Here is a 19,025-nt window from a genome sequence, read left to right as displayed (position 1 = left end):
TCACACCGCCGGTGTCACGTCGTCAGCTTCGACTCCGTGAACTTCTTGCGCCACGCCAGCGACACGTACACGAGCGCGATCAGCACCGGCACCTCGATCAGCGGGCCGACCACGCCGGACAGCGCCTGGCCGCTGGTCACGCCGAAGGTGGCGATGGCGACGGCGATGGCGAGCTCGAAGTTGTTGCCCGCGGCGGTGAAGGCGAGGGTCGCGGTGCGGTCGTAGGCGAGGCCGATCGCCTTGCCCAGCAGGAACGTTCCGGCCCACATCACGGCGAAGTAGACCAGCAGCGGGAGCGCGATCCGGGCGACGTCCAGGGGTTGCGAGGTGATGGTCTTGCCCTGGAGGGCGAACAGGATGACGATCGTGAAGAGCAGGCCGTACAGCGCCCAGGGGCCGATCTTCGGCAGGAACGCCGATTCGTACGCCGCGCGGCCGAGCTTCCGCTCGCCGATCCGGCGGGTCAGGAAGCCCGCGAGCAGCGGCACGCCCAGGAAGATGACCACATTGAGGGCGATCTTCCATATCGAGAGGTCAAGCGTCTCGCCCTCGCCCAGGCCCAGCCAGCCGGGCAGCAGGTCGAGGTAGAACCAGCCGAGCAGCCCGAAGGCGATCACCTGGAAGACGGAGTTCAGGGCGACCAGGACGGCGGCGGCCTCGCGGTCGCCGCAGGCCAGGTCGTTCCAGATGATCACCATGGCGATGCAGCGGGCCAGGCCGACGATGATCAGGCCGGTGCGGTACTCGGGCAGGTCCGCCAGGAAGATCCAGGCGAGCGCGAACATCACCGCGGGGCCTGCCAGCCAGTTGATCACCAGCGACGAGGCCATCAGCTTCTTGTCGCCGGTCACCGTGTCGAGCTTGTCATAGCGGACCTTGGCGAGCACCGGGTACATCATGATCAGCAGGCCGACGGCGATGGGCAGCGAGACCCCGCCGACCTCGACCTTCGCGAGGGCGTCGTTCAGGCCGGGGATCGCCCGGCCGAGGCCCAGGCCGAGGGCCATCGCGAGCAGGATCCACACCGCGAGGAAGCGGTCGAGTGTGGAGAGCTTGGCGACGATCGAGGCATCATCGCCCGCCTGTGGCGGTGCGGTGGCGCCGGGTTCGGTCGCGGTCATCAGCAGGCTCGCTTTCGGTCGGTCTCGATCGTCGTACGGGCGGTGTCTGCCAGCTCGCCGAAGGTTTCGGCGAGGGCCTCGATGACCTCGGGCTTCAGCTTGTAGTACGTGAAGCGCCCGCACGGCTCCGTCTCCACCACGCCCGCGTCGCGGAGCACCCGGAGGTGGTTGGAGAGGTTGGTCTGCCGGGCGCCCGTCTCCGCCACGAGATGGCTGGTGCACAGGGTCTCGTGGGCGAGCAGGGTCACGATCTGCAGCCTGAGCGGGTCGGCGATGACCCGGATCAGATCAGTATTGGCTGACGTCATCATGGACTGATACTGTCACATCAGTGGTGGATGACACCACCGGGTGCTGATATGAGCCGCACGGCCCGCAGCCCGCAGCCCGCGGCCCGCAGCCCGGCGCGCCTGATCCCGTCGTACGACAAGAGAGACCTTCCGATGTCTGAGAAGCCCTCCGTCCTGTTCGTGTGCGTCCACAACGCCGGCCGCTCCCAGATGGCGGCCGCCTGGCTGACCCACCTGGCGGGGGACCGCGTCGAGGTCCGCTCGGCCGGGTCCGCCCCCGGAGACGCGGTGAACCCGGCCGCCGTGGAGGCGATGCGCGAGGTCGGCATCGACATCTCGGCCGAGGTTCCGAAGGTCCTCACCGTGGACGCGGTGAAGGAGTCCGATGTCTGCGTCACGATGGGCTGCGGCGACACCTGCCCCGTCTTCCCCGGCAAGCGGTACCTGGACTGGAAGCTCGAGGACCCGGCGGGTCAGGGCGTGGCGGCCGTCCGCCCGATCCGGGACGAGATCAGGACCCTGGTGGAGGGCCTGATCGCCGAGATCGCGCCGGAGCCGACCGCATGAGCGACGGCGGGCCTGACAGCGACGTACGGAATGTGATCATCGTCGGGTCGGGCCCCGCGGGCTGCACCGCGGCGCTCTACCCGGCCCGCGCCTCGCTCCGGCCACGGCGTCTCCTACTGCGCGACCTGTGACGGCTTCTTCTTCCGCGAGCACGACATCGCCGTGGTCGGCGGCGGCGACACGGCGCTGGAGGAAGCCGCCTTCCCGTCCCGGTTCGCCCGGTCGGTCACGGTGGTCCACCGCCGTGACGCGCTGCGCGCCTCCAAGGCCATGCAGGAACGCGCCTTCGCCGACCCGAAGATCACATTCGCCTGGGACAGCGAGGTGGCCGAGATCCACCCGAAGGACGGCAGGCTCGGCGGTCTGACGCCGCGCCCAGCACCCGTACCAACCTGCCCGGCGTCTTCGCGGCCGGTGACGTCGTCGACCACACCTACCGGCAGGCGATCACGACGGCGGGCGGCGGCTGCGCCGCGGCGCTCGACGCCGAGCGGTATCTGGCCGCCCTGACGGACGCCGCCCCCGCGGGCCAGCCGGTCTCGGCCACCGCCTGACGAGGGCGCGCACCGCACGACGCGGGGCCGGAGCCCGTACCGGGTTCCGGCCCCGTCTCGGGAAAGTGACCGGTGAGGTGCGCTACTTCACCAAGTCCAGTTTCTCGGTCTCCGCGTAGTCGACCCTGGTGGTGGCGTCGGTGGTCTGCGGGTAGGTGACGAACACCGAGCCCTGGGCCGTACTCGGGCCGCCGGGCGACGACTTGACCTGGCCCTGGGGTGAACCGGCCCGTACGGTCAGGGCGTCGCCCTGGGGCGGCGGGGCCGTGGTCGGGGGGCCCGCGTCGACGGACAGACGCGCGGACACCGTGTCCCGTACCGTGAGGTCCACGGTGTCCTTGCCGTCCCGCGCCGCGACGGCGATCCGCTCGGTCTCGGCCGTGGCGATCTCCAGTCCCAGCAGACCCTCGACCACGAGCGAGGACAGGGTGTCCACGGTGCCGGTGATCACGTCGGCGCCGGTCGTGCCGCGGAGCGTCACGACGTCGTCCCCGCCGCCGGGAGCGACGCCCACCGGGCCGTCCACGCCGGACATGTGCAGCACCTGGTCGGCGCCCGACCGGCTCAGGCGTCCGGCGTCAGCGGCCGTCGGAGTGAACGTCAGCGACGCGTCGGCCGCGCCGCCCACCACCGACAGGCCGTTGCCGCCCGCGTCGAGACGCACGGTCGGGATTCCCCGGATGCCGATCACTCCGCCCGGAACACCGGGGTAGCCCGTCACGGTCCCCTCGTCGACGTGGACGACGACGTCCTCGGTCGCGCCTGAGAGCGTGAGCGACTCGTGGGCGACGGTCACCTGGAGCGCGGAGAGGCCGGTGGTCACATTGCCCGCGAGATCCTCCAGTTGCAGGGTGAAGGCGTACACGCCGTCGTCGAGCGGGTCGCTGACGATCTCGTACGCGCCGCCCGACGTCGCGGTGTCCTTGCCGACCACGAACGGGCCTTCCGGTCCGGCCGGGTCGGCCAGCAGCCGCACCAGGGCGTTCCGCTCGACGCCCGAGCCCTGGAAGGCGGGTGTGGTGAGCGTGGTGATGTTGTCGACGTTGATGCCACCGGTGTCGCTTGAGGGCAGCAGGTCGGGGGCGTCCGGCGGGTCCGGCGCGGTGGTGTCGAGCGTGAGCCCCAGGCGGTGGGCGCTCTCCTTGCCGGACGCGGTGTCGTGGTCGACGTCCGTGCTGGCCGGGTCGTCGGACGGGTCGACGATCACCACCTCGGCGGTGATCAGCCGCTCCCCCTCGAACAGCACCTGGTCCAGGGTGGCTTCGTAGATTCCGGGCCGGTTGACCGGGTCCACCGGCTGGGCCAGGGCGACCCGCCTGCCGTCCGACTCGACCGCGACCTTGAAGCCCGGTTCGTCGTCGGCGAGTTCGTCGGTCGTGGCGTTCTCCGGCGACAGGGCGATGCCCGCGTCGAGCAGGTCCGCGTCGTCCACCCTGAGGCGGAGCACCGGGCTGGTGTCGTCGGTGACGTCGTCATGGTCGAAGCGGCCCGAGTCCGAGGCGCGTGTGAGGTCGATGCCGAACGGCTCCGGGGCCGCGCGGTTGACGGCCGTGAGGTCGTACGTCGCCTGTGCCGGGTCGGTCGGCGACGCGTCGCCGGGACTGGTCGGGTCGCTGATCCCCTCGTCGCTCACGGCGATGAAGTACGTGCCGTCCTTGACGACCGGGATCGCGAAGCCGCTGGTCGAGCTGCCGGTCCCGGTCATCCCGGCCTCGCCGACGGCGACCTCGTTGCCGAACCTGTCATACCCCCGTACCTGGAGGTCGGAGATCACCTCATTGAAGTCGATCCCGACGCGCAGGTGGCCGGTGTGCCGGGGCTCGACCCGGAAGAAGTCGGCGTCGGTCGGGCTGTGCAGAGTGAGGCGCCGCTTGTTGAACCTGTCGTCGTTGCCGAGCCCGGCGGCCACCGCGGTGTCGATCGACTCGTTCGGCTCCAGCGGGTCGGGGAAGGCGCCGAGCAGCGAGAAGACGTCGTAGTAGCTGGTCTGGGGCGCCGCCGCGCCCGTGCCGTCGGGCCCTGGCGGCGTGGTGTTGCCGGTCCATGTCGCGTAGCCGATTCCGTTGGCCGTCCACAGGCCGTTGTACTCGCCGATGCGCAGGGTCTGCTGGGGTTCGCTGGTCTGGGTCCGGCAGTTCGACGCGGAGCCGAAGCGGCAGGGGGCGCCGACGTCGGGGTCGAACGGCTCGTCGCTGACGCGGAAGTCCGGGGACCAGGTCTGGCCGCCGTCGCGGCTGGTCGTGCCGTACAGCTCCAGCAGGAAGTTGTCGTTGCCGTTCGGGCCGCTGCCGCCGTTGGTGGCGCCAAGGCGGTTGTCGTACCAGGTGGCGACGATGTTGCCGTCCTGGTCGAGATGGGCGGTGGGCAGCACCGCGAAGGTCTCGCCCGGTCCGTGGTCGACCCGGCTCGTGGTGAAGTTGAGGCCGTTGTCGGTCGAGCGGGCGATGACCACGTCGCCGTCGTCTCCGGGATCCTGGACCACACCGTTGCAGATGTTGCCGGAGACGGACCCGGAGCAGGTGCCGAACACGTTGTCGGGGTTGTCGTTGGCGACGACGTAGACGTTGCCGGGGCGGGCCGGGTCGGCCAGCACCCAGGGCTGGTTGCTGCCCTGCATCCAGAAGTCGGTGCCGGGGATCTCGTCGCCCGTGCCCTGGACGTTGCAGGTGACGCTGGCCTCTCCGGGCCCGAACGCCTCGGTGCGCTGGGAGATCGTACCGGCGGCCAGATCGGCCCCGCCCGAGCCGTCCCGGATCAACGGGACGGTCTCGACCGGGCCTTGGGCGGCGGTCCGGTCCTCGTCCTCGCAGGTGTTGGCGTGGTACGCGATGTAGAGGTCCCCGTTGGCCGCGACGGCGAGGTGCGCGGGCCACGCCGCCCCCTCTCCGGCCTCGGAGATCTCCACCGGCGTCGACCAGTTCGCGCCGGAGTCGGTGGAACGCGAGAACATCACCCGGCGCGGTCCGCCCAGGCGGGTCCAGACGATGTAGAGGTTGTCGGCGTACGGGCTCTTGGGGCCGGCGTCGGCCACCAGCCACTGTTTGTCGTTGTTGGCGCTGGTGTCGGCGCTCACCTGGACCGGGGTGTACTGCTGGTTCCCCGGCGTCGTCAGGTCGGTGATCTCCCCCACGCCGACCCCGAACCTGGTGGCGCCGCCCGCGTTGAACGATGGCGAGAGGTGGGTGGCGAACAGCCGCCCCTGGGAGTCGAAGGCCAGGGACGGGTCTCCGAAGCAGCCGGTGATCGAGGTCGAGCGCCTGATCGGGAAACCGTCTTCGCCGTAGTTGTTGTCGATGTGGACCGTGCAGCCCTGCATGACCGCGACCTGCGAGGGATCACGCGGATTCACCACCGCGTTGTGCGGCTCACGACGCGTGTTGGGGTTGACCTGCCGGTCGTCGCCCGCCCACACGGGCGACGACGCGAGTGCCACGAGCGACTGCAGGACCAGGAGCACACTGGCGAGCAGTCCGATGGCGGCGCGCGGTCTGCCCCGCTGACGCGCCGTCCCGCTCGGCCGCTCCGCTGTCCCGCTCGGTCCCGGTCTGGTTTCGTCCACCAGCCGTCTCCTCCGTGAGCCGTCGTCGCACACACGTACGGGCATGTGCCTGGCGTGCGGACTGTGCCACGCGCACAGCCGCGCGCCCGCGCTTCACCGGGGCGGGTTGCGGAGGTTCACCGGGATTCCGTAGCGGGAACGGCGCGTCTGGAGCAACGGAGTCGGCCGCGGGATCTTCTCCTGCGGCCGACTCCACGGCGGACCGCGCCGACTCCGCGACAGACGGCAGGGGCGTCGGGGACGGCGGGGCGTCGGGGACGGCGCGGGAACGCTACGCGCCGCTCGCCTTCAGCATGTCCTCGCGCTCGACGATCTTCACCCGCTCGCGGCCCTGCGGCTCGCCCAGGGCCTTCTCGGCCGCGTCCAGCCGGTACCAGCCGTCCCACGTGGTGAAGCGGACGTTCCGCTCGCCGAGGAAGGCGTCCACGGCCTCCGGAGCGGGCGCGGCGGGGGTGTGCAGACGGCCGTTCGCGTGGTCGTCCAGGAGGTTGGCGACCGTCTCGTTGGCGTCGCCCTTGGTGTGGCCGATGAGGCCCACGGGGCCGCGCCGGATCCAGCCGGTGACGTACGTCGACCGCAGGTGCTCGCCGCTGTCCTCGATGACCCGGCCGCCCTCGTCGGGGACCGTCCCGGAGTCCACGTCCCAGGGCAGCTTGGGCAGTTCGTCGGAGAGGTAGCCCACCGCGCGGTAGACCGCCGAGACGTCCCAGTCCTTGAACTCTCCGGTGCCCTTGACGTTGCCGGTGCCGTCGAGCGCGGTGCGTTCGGTGCGCAGTCCGACGACCCGGCCGTCCTCGCCGAGGATCTCGGCGGGCGACTCGAAGAAGTGCAGGAAGAGCTTGTGCGGGCGGTCGCCGATGTCCCGGATGGCCCAGTTCTCCAGGGTCTTGGCCACCATGTCGGCCTGCTTGTTGCCGCGCCGGGTCGCGATCGAGCCGTCGTCGTAGTCGATGTCCTCGGGGTCGACGATGACCTCGATGTTCGGGGAGTGGTCCAGTTCCCGCAGTTCCATCGGGCTGAACTTGGCCTGCGCCGGGCCACGGCGGCCGAAGACGTGCACCTCCAGCGCCTTGTTGGCCTTGAGGCCGTCGTACACGTTCGACGGGATCTCGGTGGGCAGCAGTTCGTCCGCGGTCTTGGCCAGGATCCGGGCCACGTCGAGCGCGACGTTGCCGACGCCGAGCACGGCGACCTTCTCGGCGTCGAGCGGCCAGGTCCTGGGCACGTCCGGGTGGCCGTCGTACCAGGAGACGAAGTCCGCCGCGCCGTGCGATCCGTCGAGGTCGATGCCGGGGATGCCGAGTGCCCGGTCCGCCGTCGCGCCGGTGGAGAAGATCACCGCGTCGTAGAAGGAGCGCAGGTCGTCGAGGCTGATGTCACGGGGGTAGTCCACATTGCCGAAGAGCCGGATCTGCGGCTTGTCGAGCACCTGGTGGAGGGCCGTGACGATGCCCTTGATACGCGGATGGTCGGGCGCGACGCCGTAGCGGATCAGGCCGAACGGGGCGGGCATCCGCTCGAAGAGGTCGATGGAGACGCCGGGCTCGGTGGCCACTGCGGACTTCAGCAGCGCGTCGGCGGCGTAGATCCCGGCCGGGCCAGCTCCGACAATGGCTACCCGCAGGGGGCGAGGCATGATCAGGTTTCCCTTCGAGCGGTGAACTAGTGAACTAGTGGGACTCGCAGAGAAGCCTAAACTAAGGCAAGCCTTAGTTAGTAGCCGGGTCGGATCTATGACCTCATAAGGTCAACTTATGGGGCCGCCAAGCATCACTGTGAGCAGTCCGGCTGCCGGTGATCACGAGCTGTCCAGCCGGGGGCGCGGCTCGGAGGGGCGAGCCGCCGTGCGGCTCGGCCGCGCGGCGTCAGTACCGCAGCGCGGTGCCCACGTCGACCTTGACGTCCCCCTCCAGCTTGCGTGTGCTGCGCGCCGTGGCCTGCCCGGTCTCCCCGGCCGCCACGTCGGCAACGGTCACCACCACCGTGTCCAGCAGGTTTCCGCTCGCATCCAGGAAGTCGACCCGGACGGCGAAGGACTTCTCCTCCTGCGCGGCGTTGTCCGCCGTCACGGAGACCGTGCTGCGGCCGTCGTCGTCGCGACCCGGTTCGCCGAGCCGCACGGCGTCCTCGGCGTCGACGCCCCCCTTGCCCTCCTTGACCGATTCCAGCTGGCGCGCGGCCTCGGCGGTCGCCGACGCCACCGCGTCGGCCGCTCGGGAGGCCGCCGACGTGGCGGCGTCCACGGCCCTGCTGACCCCGTACGACGGGCTGCCGTCACCGTCGGAGCATCCGGCCGCGCCGGAGGCGAAACCCACCACGAGCACGACCGCCGCCGCGCTCCGCACCACATCTGCCCTCATGCCTCTCGCCCGCCTGCCGCGCTGCCTGTCTGCCACGCCTGTCTGCCACGCCTGTCTGCCGAGATTCGGCCGTCACTTCAGCACTTCAGTACTTCAGTGAAGTGCGCCCGTACGACCCGCGCACGCCAAGAAGGCGCTCCGGCCGCCGATTCACCCGACCGGCCGCACCCCGTTCACCCCAGAAAACTCAGCCGGACCTGGCGCTCGGCGTTGCTCGTGTTCGTGTCGACCAGGCAGACGGACTGCCAGGTGCCGAGTTCCAGGACGCCGCCGATGACCGGCAGCGTCGCGTGCGGGGGCACGAGAGCCGGGAGTACGTGGTCGCGGCCGTGGCCCGGATGGCCGTGGGCGTGCTGCCAGCGGTCGTCGGCGGGCAGCAGGGTGCGCAGCGCCGCGAGCAGGTCGTCGTCGCTGCCCGCGCCCGTCTCGATCACCGCGATCCCGGCGGTGGCGTGCGGGACGAAGACGTTGAGGAGTCCGTCACGCCCGGCCGCGGCCTGGCGCAGGAACGCCTCGCAGTCGCGCGTGAGGTCGACGACCCTCTCATGGGAGCCGGTGGCCACATGCAGGATGCGGGTGGTGAAGGCGTCGGGCATGGGGTCATCCTCGCACCGGCGGGCACCGGTGGACACCGTCGCCGCACTGCGGGAAGAACCCGCCCGGCGAACGAGTTAGTAGAACCGTGAACCACATCGGTGCGGCAGACACGGCACGGAACGTCGAGGTCGTGGTGGTGGGCGCCGGACAGGCCGGGCTGTCCGCCGCGCATCATCTACGGCGTACGGGATACCGGCCCGAGCGGGACTTCATCGTGCTCGACCACGCTCCGGGGCCCGGCGGCGCCTGGCAGTTCCGCTGGCCGACGCTGACGTACGGCAAGGTGCACGGCATGCATGCGCTGCCGGGCATGGAGCTCACCGGCGCGGACGAGGCGCGGCCCTCGTCCGAGGTCATCAGCGAGTACTTCGCCGCGTATGAGCACGCCTTCGACCTGCGGGTACGCCGACCGGTCGAGGTGCGGGCGGTGCGCGCGGGCCCGGATGGGCGGCTGCTGGCGGAGACCTCGGACGGGGTGTGGTCGGCTCGGGCGCTGATCAACGCCACGGGCACCTGGAACCGGCCGTTCTGGCCGCACTATCCGGGGCAGGAGAGCTTCCGGGGGCGGCAGGTGCACACCGCGCGGTATCCGGGGCCCCAGGATTTCGCCGGGCAGCGCGTCGTCGTGGTGGGAGGCGGCTCATCAGGGGTGCAGCATCTGCTGGAGATCGCGCCTTACGCGGCGGAGACGACCTGGGTGACGCGGCGCGAGCCGGTGTTCCATGAGGGGCCGTTCGGCGCCGAGCAGGGGCGGGCCGCCGTGGCGCTGGTGGACGAGCGGGTACGGCAGGGGCTGCCGCCGCGCAGTGTCGTGTCGGTGACCGGGCTCGCCGTGACCGAGGCCGTTCGGCGCGGGCGCGCGGACGGGACGCTGGACCGGCTCCCGATGTTCGACCGGATCACTCCCGAGGGCGTGGAGTGGGCTGACGGGCGGCGCGTCGCGGCCGATGTGATCCTGTGGGCCACCGGGTTCCGGGCCGCGCTCGACCATCTGGCGCCGCTGCGGCTGCGCGAGCCGGGCGGCGGCGTCCGGCTGGCGGGGACGCGCGCGGTGCGGGACCCTCGGGTGCACTTGGTGGGGTACGGGCCTTCGGCGAGCACCATCGGCGCGAACCGCGCGGGGCGGGCCGCCGTACGCGAGATCCGGCGGCTCCTGGACGCGCGGCCGAGCCCCGCGCCGGGCGGCGACCGGGAACTCGTCGCCTGAGGCCCGCCGGGGCACGCCCGCACCGCGCCGGGAACCCCGGATCGCGGGCGGGGGGAGGGGGCGGAGGCGGAGGCCGCCTCGCCCGCAGTCCGGGATCCGAGATCCCGGATCCCGGATCCGGTGTCAGTGCGTGGCGCTCGGGGCCTTCGCGTCCTGGACGCCCTTGCCCTCCTTGGCTCGCTCGCGGTTGCGGTTGAACTCGTCGACGTTGCGCTGATGTTCCGTGTAGTCCGCCGTGAAGCGGGTGTCTCCCGGCTTCACGGTCACGAAGTACAGCCAGTCGCCCTCCGTCGGGTTCAGCGCGGCCTTGATCGCGTCGTCCCCCGGATTGGCGATCGGAGTCGGCGGGAGACCCATCCGTTCGTACGTGTTGTACGGGCTCTCGATCTTGGTGTCCGTGGCGGTGGTGTCCAGCGTGGAGCGGTTCAGGGCGTAGTTGATCGTGGAGTCCATCTGGAGCGGCATGCCGTGGTCGAGCCGGTTGTAGACGACACGGGCGACCTTCCCCATGTCCTCCTTGGTCTCGGCCTCGGCCTGGACGATGCTCGCGATGGTGACGGTCTGGTAGACGGACACCGCGTTGCGGTCGGCGCCCTGGAGCACCGCGGGTGCGCCGAACTTCTTCTTGGCGGTGTTGACCATGTACGACAGCACCGAGGCCGGTGTCGACTGGCCGTCGATGGGATATGTGGCCGGGAAGAGGTAGCCCTCCGGGTTGCCGTCGGCGTCGCCCGGCAGCTTCAGGCGCGCCTTGTCCGCCGTCTTCTTGGCGGTGCCCGCCGGTGCGCCGAGGGCCTTGTCGATCGCCTCGTACACCTGGTTGCTGCGCCAGCCCTCGGGGATCAGCAGGGACTCGGGCCGCTTGGTGTCGTCACCGCGCATCAGCAGGGGTACGGCCACCGCCGTCGCGGCCACCACGGCCGCGGTCGTCAGCAGCGCCGCCCAGCCACGGCGGGTGAGCCGGATCTTGCCCTGACGCGGACTGTTCATCTGCATGCGGGCACGTTAACGCGCGATAGCCGACAAACGCGGCATATCGTCATTTCACTGGCTCAAGTTGAGCATCTCGGCGGACGAGGGCGGCGTAACGGCCGTCGCGCTCCATGAGCGCCTCGTGGGTGCCCCGCTCGGCCAGGCGGCCGGAGTCGAGCACCACGATCTGGTCGGCGCCGCGCACCGTGGAGAGCCGGTGGGCGATGGTGAGCGTGGTGCGGTCGGCCGACAGGGTGTCGATGGCCTGCTGGACCGCCCGCTCGGTGCGGGTGTCCAGGGCGCTGGTCGCCTCGTCGAGTATGAGGACGGGCGGGTCGCGCAGGATGGTGCGGGCGATCGCCAGGCGCTGCTTCTCCCCGCCGGAGAAGCGGTGGCCGCGCTCGCCGACGACCGTGTCGTACCCGTCGGGCAGGGCCGCTATGCGGTCGTGGATCTGGGCCGCGCGGGCCGCCTCGTACAGCTCCTCGTCGGTGGCGTCGGGCTTGGCGAACCGCAGGTTGTCGGCGACCGAGGCGTGGAACAGGTAGGTCTCCTGGGAGACCACGCCGATCGACCGGGCCAGGGTGCCGAAGTCCAGGTCGCGTACGTCCACGCCGTCGAGGGTGACGCGGCCCGCCGTCACGTCGTACAGCCGTGGCAGCAGATAGCTCAGCGTGGACTTCCCGGAGCCGGTGGGGCCGACGACCGCGAGGCTGCCGCCCGCGGGTATGTGCAGGTCGATGGCGTCCAGGACCGGTCCGCTGGCGGCGTCGTAGGCGAAGGCGACGCCTTCCAGGCGGATGTCGCCCTTGATCTGGCCGAGCCGGACCGGCCGCTCTGGTTCGGTGATGTCGACCGGCAGGTCCAGATACTCGAAGATGCGCTGGAAGAGGGCGAGCGAGGTCTGGATCTGCACCCCGGTGGACAGCAGGCTCACGGTCGGCCGGAACAGGCCCTGCTGAAGCGAGACGAAGGCGACCAGGGTGCCGAGCGAGATGGCGGGGCCGCCGAGTTGGAGAGCCATGCCCGCCGCCCAGTAGATGACCGCGGGCATGGCGGCCATGACGATGCCGATGACGGACATCCGCCACCGCCCCGCCATGTTGGAGCGGACTTCCAGGTCGATGAGGCGCTCCGACTCGGCGGCGAACGACTGGGTGAGCGAGTCCGAGCGGCCCATGGTGCGGCCGAGCAGGATGCCGCTGACGGAGAGCGACTCGGTGACGGTGGCGGCCATGGTCGCCATCTGCTTCTGCCGCTGGGTGGCGATCCGCTTGCGCTCCCGGCCGACCCGTCGGCTGATCCAGACGAACACCGGCAGCAGGAGGAGCGAGACGACGGTGAGCCGCCAGTCGAGCACCAGCATCGCGACGACGGTCGCGACCACACTGGTGAGGTTCGAGACCAGCGAGGTGGCGGTCGAGGTGACGGTGGCCTGCATGCCGCCGATGTCGTTGGCGATCCTGGACTGGACCTCGCCGGTGCGGGTCCGGGTGAAGAAGGCGAGCGACATGCGCTGGAGTCGGCCGTAGACGGCGGTGCGCAGGTCGTGCATGACGCGCTGGCCGACCGTCGTGGAGATGAGGGTCTGCACGACACCGAAGACGCTGGTCAGTACGGCGCCGAGGATCATGCCGAGGGCGAGCAGGCTGAGCAGTCCGGTCCTGCCCTCGGGAATCGCGGTGTCGAGGGTCTCCTTCAGCAGGAACGGCGTGGCGACCGAGACCAGCGAGGAGGCCCCGACCAGCAGGCCGACGACGGCGAGGCGGCCGCGGTAGGGACGGAAGAGGCCGAGGATGCGCCGCAGCTGGCGGGGCTGCTCGGGGTCGGGTGGCGGCGGTACCCACTCGGGAGTGTCAGGCGGATGCACGGGCGGCTCCTTGAGGCGACGTGAGGACTCCAGCGGGGTGTGCGGAATCAGGGAAGGGAGGGGTCGCTGAACCCGCGACCATCACGAGAGCATAGCTCATTGTTACCTATATGCACAATGAGTGGGGTCCTGCTAGGCTCCGGGCATGACACCGGGCCCGACACCCCCCGACCCCGACAGCCTGCTCGCCGAACAACTGCTGCGGCTCACCCGGCGGCTGCACCGCGTCCACAAGCGCTGTCTCGAGCAGTCCGGCATCGCCATCACCCCCGCGCAGTCCCGGCTGCTGCGCACGCTCGTGCACTATGACGCTCCGCCCCGGATGGCGGATCTGGCCCAGCGCCTGGAGGTGGTGCCGCGCGCCGTGACGACCCTGGTCGACGGTCTGGAGAGCAGCGGCTGTGTGCGCCGGGTGCCCGACCCGGACAACCGCCGGGTGATAAGGATCGAGCTCACCGACACCGGCCGGGTCGCGCTGGGCAAGCTGCACGGCGCGCGGCGGACCGCCGCGGAGGAGATCCTGGCCCCCCTGTCCGGCGAACAGCGCGAGGTGTTCGGCAGTCTGCTGTCCGCCCTCCTGGACAACCCCGGCCCCTGCTGAGGCCGCGCGCAGAGGTCCGACTTCCTCGGCTGCCCGCGGCGGCGCACACCCCGTGTGAACCGCGCGCACACCCTGATCACGCGCGCGCCCTCGCCGTGGCCGAAATCGTGCGGTCCACTGGTCTCTACGCACCGCGCGCTCCCGGCCTCTTCCGCGCGGTGCGAGGCCGCTGACCCCGTCCTCTCACCAGCGGCCCGATGCGCCTGGGGCGCTCGCGCGCCGCCAAAGGCCAGCGGCCCGGCCGCCGCGACCCCACCGCCCCGGGCGCGTACGGCGCGGTCCAGCCGGGCCCACCGGTCCGCGGACCGCGCCGTGACCGGCGCGTATGCCGGAAGCCCGGTGGCACGACCCCGCTGGCACGACCTCGGGTCAGGACGCGCGCAGGCGTGCCTTGTGCGGCACTCGGCGGGGTGCTCGACCGCACGGAACCTCCGCTGGCCGCGCCGCCGCAGAAACCCACGCATCCACGGTTCGCGTCCGTACGGCTCCCCGGTGGCCGTCTGCGGCCGGAACCGCCCCACGAGCGGGCCGTGACGCGGAAAACCGATTGCTTTCCGACCGTTCCGGGCGTCAGCCTTGCACGGCTTTCACTTCCTCCTTCACCTCCTCTCTTCCTTCACTTCCTCCCGCGACGTCTCCCGACCGTCGTCGCCGAGCCCTGGGACGCCATGCAGATCAGTCACCTTCCGTACGACGACCCAGGTGTGCCGGACGCCCGCTCGGGCCTGAGGTTCCTGCTGTGGCTGGGGCGGAATCAGCTGGCCGGTCAGGTCAAGTCGCTGGCCTGGGGGCTGCTGCACTTCACCGCGGTGATGGCGCTGTCGTTCTGCGTCGGCTTCGCAGTGCAGGCCGTGGTGGACGGCTCCGGCGGGCGGCTCGCCGTCGCGGGCGGACTCCTCGCGCTGACCGGGGCGGCCATCGCGCTCGGCGACACGATGCTGCACCGTACGGCGGTCACGAACTGGATCACCGCGTCGGCCCGCGTCCAGCAGCTGCTGGCCCGCAGAACCGCGCTGCTCGGCGCCGCGCTCACCCGGCGGGTCGCCGCGGGCGAGGTGATCGCGGTGTCCACCGGGGACGTGGAGAAGATCGGCTGGTTCGTGGAGGCGCTGTCGCGGTTCGCCGCCGCGGCCGTCACGGTGCTCGTCGTCTGTGCGGCGCTCACCGTGTACCAGCCCGCGCTCGGGGTCGTGGTCGCCGTGGGCGTGCCCGTGCTGGCACTCGGCGTACTCCCGCTGCTGCCGCGCGCGACACGGCTCGCGGACGCCCAGCGCACCAAGGCGGGCCGGGCCACCGAACTCGCTTCGGACACCGTCGCCGGGCTGCGCGTGCTGCGCGGCATCGGCGGCGAGGAACTGTTCCTGCGGCGCTACCGCGGGGCCTCCCAGGAGGTACGCGAGGCTGCTGTCCGCAGCGCCCGGATGTGGGCGCTGATCTCTGCGGTCCAGGTGCTGCTACCCGGACTGCTGCTGATCACGGTGGTCTGGTACGGCGTCGGTCTGGTCCGAGACGGCCGGATCTCGGTGGGCGAACTGGTCACCGTCTACAGCGCGGTGACGCTCCTGTCCTACCCCTTGCGGCACTTCGAGGAGATCGCCATGGCGTACTCCTTCTCCCGGCCGTCGGCGGCACGGGCCGCCCGTGTGCTGGCCCTGGAACGGACCTCGCACGGCACTGAGGGCGTCCGGGAGACGGCGCGCCCGCGGGGCGACCTGTACGACCCGGCCACCGGCCTGCTGGTGCCCGCCGGACGGCTGACCGCGGTGGTCTGCGGCGACCCGGACGAGGCGGGCCGCCTCGCCGAGCGGCTCGGCGGTCATGCCGGGGACGACCCACGGGCGGACGGCACGGCACAGCCCGTGCCCTCCGTGCTGCTCGGCGGTGTCGCCCTGGACGACCTGCCGCTCGACCTGGCGCGCAGCGCCGTACTCGTCCAGGACAAGGACCCGGTGCTGCTGTCCGGGACGCTGCGCGAGCTCCTGGACGTACCGGCGTCGGGGCAGGTCGGTGCGGAGCAGGCACTGGACGCGGCCGAGTGCGCCGATGTGCTGGACGCCCTCACCGAGGCCTCGGTGGACGACGACGCCATGACGGCGCCGATCACCGAGCGCGGGCGCTCGCTGTCCGGTGGGCAGCGGCAGCGGCTCGCGCTGGCCAGGTCGCTGGTCGCCGACCCCGAGGTGCTGGTCCTGGACGAGCCGACGTCGGCCGTCGACTCGCACACCGAGGCGCGGGTCGCCGACGGCGTGCGGGCGCTGCGGAAGGGGCGTACGACCGTGGTGTTCACGTCCTCCCCGCTGCTGCTTGACCGCGCGGAGCGGGTGGTGCTGGTGCACGAGGGCGAGGTCGCGGCGGTGGGCACGCACCGCGAGCTGGTGCGCGCCCACGCCCAGTACCGGGCCGTGGTCACCCGCGAGACCGAGGCCGAACAGGCCGAGACGGAACGGACCGCCGCGGAACTCGCCGCCGCGGAACTGGCCGCCGCGGAACGGACTTCCGCTGAGCGGGACACACCGGAGTACGCCGATGGCCCATCGGCCTACCGCGGCGGCCCGCGCATCAGCTTCGACGACGCCTACGACATCGAGGAGACGGCATGATCGGCGTGGCGCCGCCCGCGTACGACCCGGCGGCACCCCGGACCGCGACCACGCTGCCGGTGGGCGGCCCCGCGACCGTACAGGCCTATGTGCGGGAGCTGCTGCGGCGGCACCGCCGCGCCTTCCTGGTGCTGGTCGGCGTCAACGTGGTCGCCGTGTGCGCGTCGATGGTCGGCCCGTCGCTGCTCGGCCCGCTCATCGAGAAGGCGGCCGACGGCTCGGCGGACCTTCATCTGGAGCGCTCCGCCGCGCTGTTCGCGCTCGCGCTGGTCGTCCAGGCGGTCTTCGTCCGGCTGGTGCGGCTGCGCGGCGCGATGCTCGGCGAGCGGATGCTGGCGGACCTGCGCGAGGACTTCCTGGTACGGTCCGTCGGGCTGCCGCCCGGAGTGCTGGAGCGAGCCGGTACCGGTGACCTGCTGTCGCGGATCACCACCGACATCGACCGGCTGGCCAACGCCATGCGCGAGGCGGTGCCGCAGCTGACGATCAGTGTGGCGTGGGTCGTCCTGCTGCTCGGCGGCCTGGTCTACACCGCGCCGCCGCTGGCGCCCGCCGTGCTGCTCGCGGTGCCGCTGCTGGTGGCCGGGTGCCGGTGGTACTTCAAGCGGGCGCCCCGCGCCTACCGCTCGGAGGCCGCCGGCTACGCGGCCGTGGCCGCCGCGCTCGCCGAGACCGTGGACGCCGGACGCACCGTCGAGGCGCACCGGCTCGGCGCGCGCCGGGTCGCGCTGTCCGACCAGCGCGTCAAGGAGTGGACCGCCTGGGAGCGGTACACGCTGTGGCTGCGGTCCGTGATCTTCCCGGTCGTCAACCTCACCCATACGACGGTGCTCGCCTCGATGCTGCTCATCGGCGGCGTGTTCGTGCTCCAGGGCTGGATCGGCGTCGGCCAGCTGACCACGGCCGTGCTGATCTCGCAGATGATGGTCGAACCGGTGGGGCTGATCCTGCGCTGGTACGACGAGTTGCAGGTCGCCACGGTGTCGCTGGCCCGGCTGGTCGGCGTCCGGGAGATCGAGCCGGACGCGGGCGACGCGACGGTGACGCCCGAGGGGCGCGACGTGCGGGCCGACGGCGTCCACTTCGGGTATCGCGCGGGCGTCGACGTACTGCGGGAGGTGTCCCTTGAGGTGCCGCCCGGTACGCGGATGGCGCTGGTGGGTCCGTCCGGCGCGGGCAAGTCCACGCTGGGGCGGCTGCTGGCCGGGATCTACGCGCCGCGTGCCGGGCGGGTGACGCTGGGGGAAGCGGAGCTGTCCGAGATGCCCGCGGAGCGGGTGCGCGAGCAGGTGGCCCTGGTCAACCAGGAGCATCACGTCTTCGTGGGCGCGCTGCGCGACAACCTGCTGCTGGCCCGCGCGGGCGCCGACGACGCCGAGCTGTGGGCTGCGCTCGGCGCGGTGGACGCGGACGGCTGGGCCCGCGCGCTGGAGGACGGCCTGGACACCGAGGTGGGCTCCGGCGGCTACGCGCTCACCCCGGCCCAGGCCCAGCAGATCGCCCTGGCCAGGCTGGTGCTCGCCGATCCGCACACCCTGGTCCTGGACGAGGCGACCTCGCTGCTCGACCCGCGGGCCGCGCGCAGCCTGGAGCGTTCGCTGGCCGGGGTGCTGGACGGGCGCACGGTGGTGGCGATCGCGCACCGGCTGCACACCGCGCATGACGCCGATGTGATCGCGGTGGTCGAGCAGGGCCGGATCAGCGAGCTGGGCAGCCATGACGAGCTGGTGGCGGCGGACGGCGCGTACGCGGCGCTGTGGCGGTCGTGGCACGGGTGAGCGTGCCGGAAGACGGGAGCCCTCAACCTCTAGTAGAGGTTGAGGGCTCCCGCCCCGTCAGCCGTCGGCGGACGCGGGCTCAGCGGGCCGTCCGTCAGCGTGGGCTCAGAACAGGTTGAGGGCCAGTACCCCGCATACTCCGCCGAGCACCATGAACGTCGGCATCAGCACCTTGACCTCGACCCAGCTGCCCGCGCGGAACCGCATGACACGCGGGGTGCCCACCGGGTACCAGCGCTTGCGCCCGATGGGCAGCGGCCACAGGATCGGGCAGCCGGAGACGGTGAGCCCGTCGCCGATGTTGTGCACCATCGCGCCGAGCAGGATCGGCAGGCCGAGCCAGGCGTACTCGGGTCCCGTCCCGGTGACGAACCAGTCGGAGCCGTTGCCCGCCTGGTCCAGCACTCCGGCGAGGATCCAGCTGCCGGTCGCGGCCAGCAGCCACACCAGGACCGAGGCGGAGGTGCCGCGTGTGGCACGCCACATCAGGCCCTCGATGGCCAGGGTCAGATGGACGAAGAGAATGCCGAGCACCGCCCAGCGGCCCCCGGTCATGGCGCCCACGGAGAACCCCACGCCGAGCAGCAGCGCCCACAGGGCGGTGTGGGTGAGCGTGCGGTGTCCGCCGCGGCGGACGGGATCGCCCGGCTTGCGGGTCGCCTTGTAGACGCTGTGCGAGAGTTTGTCGATGAACACGGCGAGGCCGCGTGACAGCGGCCCGAAGGACGTGGAGATCGTCGCGGACTTCTGGTCCAGGTCGGGCGCCAGGGCCGCGCCCGCGCAGATCAGCGCGCCGACGACCAGGACGGGCCAGGGCATGCCCTGGCCCGCGGCGGCCGCGATCGCCCCCGCCCCCAGCCAGGCGGCTCCTCCCGACAGTGAGTGCGCAGGACCCATCATGGCTGCTGCCCGCCCCATTCCTCGTGCTCCGTGGCCCAGTTGACGGCAC

Annotated in this window: 15 protein-coding genes and 1 pseudogene; 7 read left to right on the top strand and 9 right to left on the bottom strand. The window is 71.7% G+C overall.

Annotation, left to right across the window (positions count from 1 at the left end; all coding sequences use genetic code 11):
* Positions 1-14: 14 nt before the first annotated feature.
* Positions 15-1,121 (bottom strand): ACR3 family arsenite efflux transporter, encoded by a 1,107-nt coding sequence (gene arsB / locus ACX6XY_RS01890; RefSeq protein WP_460325544.1) that lies wholly within the window; start codon positions 1,119-1,121, stop codon positions 15-17.
* A complete protein-coding gene (locus tag ACX6XY_RS01885) occupies positions 1,121-1,432 on the bottom strand; it encodes an ArsR/SmtB family transcription factor (protein WP_460325542.1) in 312 nt (103 codons plus the stop codon). Before ACX6XY_RS01885 ends, arsB begins: the two co-directional genes overlap by 1 nt.
* Positions 1,433-1,564: 132 nt before the next feature.
* Between ACX6XY_RS01885 and ACX6XY_RS01880 the strand changes: the two genes are divergently transcribed.
* From ACX6XY_RS01880 to ACX6XY_RS01870, 3 genes and pseudogenes are all read left to right on the top strand, one after another.
* A complete protein-coding gene (locus ACX6XY_RS01880; RefSeq protein ID WP_460325540.1) occupies positions 1,565-1,978 on the top strand; it encodes an arsenate reductase ArsC in 414 nt (137 codons plus the stop codon).
* On the top strand, positions 1,975-2,109 hold the full coding sequence (locus ACX6XY_RS01875; RefSeq protein ID WP_460325538.1) for a hypothetical protein: 135 nt from the start codon (positions 1,975-1,977) through the stop codon (positions 2,107-2,109). Before ACX6XY_RS01880 ends, ACX6XY_RS01875 begins: the two co-directional genes overlap by 4 nt.
* Positions 2,075-2,532 (top strand): annotated as a pseudogene (locus ACX6XY_RS01870) (NAD(P)/FAD-dependent oxidoreductase); the annotation flags it as partial. The gene ACX6XY_RS01875 and the pseudogene ACX6XY_RS01870, both read left to right, overlap by 35 nt.
* A gap of 82 nt (positions 2,533-2,614) precedes the next feature.
* Here the strand turns inward: ACX6XY_RS01870 and ACX6XY_RS01865 are convergent.
* From ACX6XY_RS01865 to ACX6XY_RS01850, 4 genes are all read right to left on the bottom strand, one after another.
* On the bottom strand, positions 2,615-6,091 hold the full coding sequence (locus tag ACX6XY_RS01865; protein ID WP_460325536.1) for an Ig-like domain-containing protein: 3,477 nt from the start codon (positions 6,089-6,091) through the stop codon (positions 2,615-2,617).
* 271 nt (positions 6,092-6,362) lie between these two features.
* A complete protein-coding gene (locus tag ACX6XY_RS01860) occupies positions 6,363-7,727 on the bottom strand; it encodes an FAD-dependent oxidoreductase (RefSeq protein WP_460325534.1) in 1,365 nt (454 codons plus the stop codon).
* 229 nt (positions 7,728-7,956) lie between these two features.
* Positions 7,957-8,451, bottom strand: coding sequence for an FxLYD domain-containing protein (locus ACX6XY_RS01855; RefSeq protein ID WP_460325532.1), 495 nt, complete (start codon positions 8,449-8,451; stop codon positions 7,957-7,959).
* Between the two features lie 173 nt (positions 8,452-8,624).
* Positions 8,625-9,047: a YjbQ family protein gene (locus ACX6XY_RS01850; protein WP_460325530.1), complete on the bottom strand. Its 423-nt coding sequence runs from the start codon at positions 9,045-9,047 to the stop codon at positions 8,625-8,627.
* A gap of 86 nt (positions 9,048-9,133) precedes the next feature.
* On the opposite strand from ACX6XY_RS01850, the gene ACX6XY_RS01845 reads away from it, so the two are divergent.
* Positions 9,134-10,255 (top strand): NAD(P)-binding domain-containing protein, encoded by a 1,122-nt coding sequence (locus ACX6XY_RS01845; RefSeq protein ID WP_460325528.1) that lies wholly within the window; start codon positions 9,134-9,136, stop codon positions 10,253-10,255.
* Positions 10,256-10,378: 123 nt separating this feature from the next.
* Here the strand turns inward: ACX6XY_RS01845 and mltG are convergent, their stop codons facing one another.
* Both mltG and ACX6XY_RS01835 read right to left on the bottom strand, forming a co-directional pair.
* Positions 10,379-11,251, bottom strand: coding sequence for an endolytic transglycosylase MltG (gene mltG, locus ACX6XY_RS01840; RefSeq protein WP_460325526.1), 873 nt, complete (start codon positions 11,249-11,251; stop codon positions 10,379-10,381).
* A 43-nt stretch (positions 11,252-11,294) separates the two neighbouring features.
* Positions 11,295-13,097, bottom strand: coding sequence for an ABC transporter ATP-binding protein (locus tag ACX6XY_RS01835; RefSeq protein WP_460325524.1), 1,803 nt, complete (start codon positions 13,095-13,097; stop codon positions 11,295-11,297).
* A gap of 145 nt (positions 13,098-13,242) precedes the next feature.
* Between ACX6XY_RS01835 and ACX6XY_RS01830 the strand changes: the two genes are divergently transcribed.
* The 3 genes from ACX6XY_RS01830 to ACX6XY_RS01820 all read left to right on the top strand — a co-directional run bounded on the left by ACX6XY_RS01830 (position 13,243) and on the right by ACX6XY_RS01820 (position 18,076).
* Positions 13,243-13,698, top strand: a complete 456-nt coding sequence (locus ACX6XY_RS01830) for a MarR family winged helix-turn-helix transcriptional regulator (RefSeq protein WP_460325522.1) — start codon at positions 13,243-13,245, stop codon at positions 13,696-13,698.
* A 668-nt stretch (positions 13,699-14,366) separates the two neighbouring features.
* Positions 14,367-16,298 carry an ABC transporter transmembrane domain-containing protein gene (locus tag ACX6XY_RS01825; protein ID WP_460325520.1) on the top strand — a complete coding sequence of 644 codons (1,932 nt, stop codon included), beginning with the start codon at positions 14,367-14,369 and terminating at the stop codon, positions 16,296-16,298.
* The gene (locus ACX6XY_RS01820; RefSeq protein ID WP_460325518.1) at positions 16,295-18,076 is read left to right on the top strand and encodes an ABC transporter ATP-binding protein; all 1,782 of its coding nucleotides are present in this window, start codon (positions 16,295-16,297) and stop codon (positions 18,074-18,076) included. Before ACX6XY_RS01825 ends, ACX6XY_RS01820 begins: the two co-directional genes overlap by 4 nt.
* 105 nt (positions 18,077-18,181) lie before the next feature.
* Here ACX6XY_RS01820 and ACX6XY_RS01815 read toward each other — a convergent pair whose 3' ends face one another.
* Positions 18,182-18,976, bottom strand: a complete 795-nt coding sequence (locus tag ACX6XY_RS01815; protein WP_460325775.1) for a metal-dependent hydrolase — start codon at positions 18,974-18,976, stop codon at positions 18,182-18,184.
* Positions 18,977-19,025 lie beyond the last annotated feature (49 nt).

It is taken from the genome of Streptomyces sp. O3, from assembly GCF_054788135.1.
Note: the sequence above shows the minus strand (reverse complement) of the source record. Positions and strands in the feature narration are given on the sequence as shown.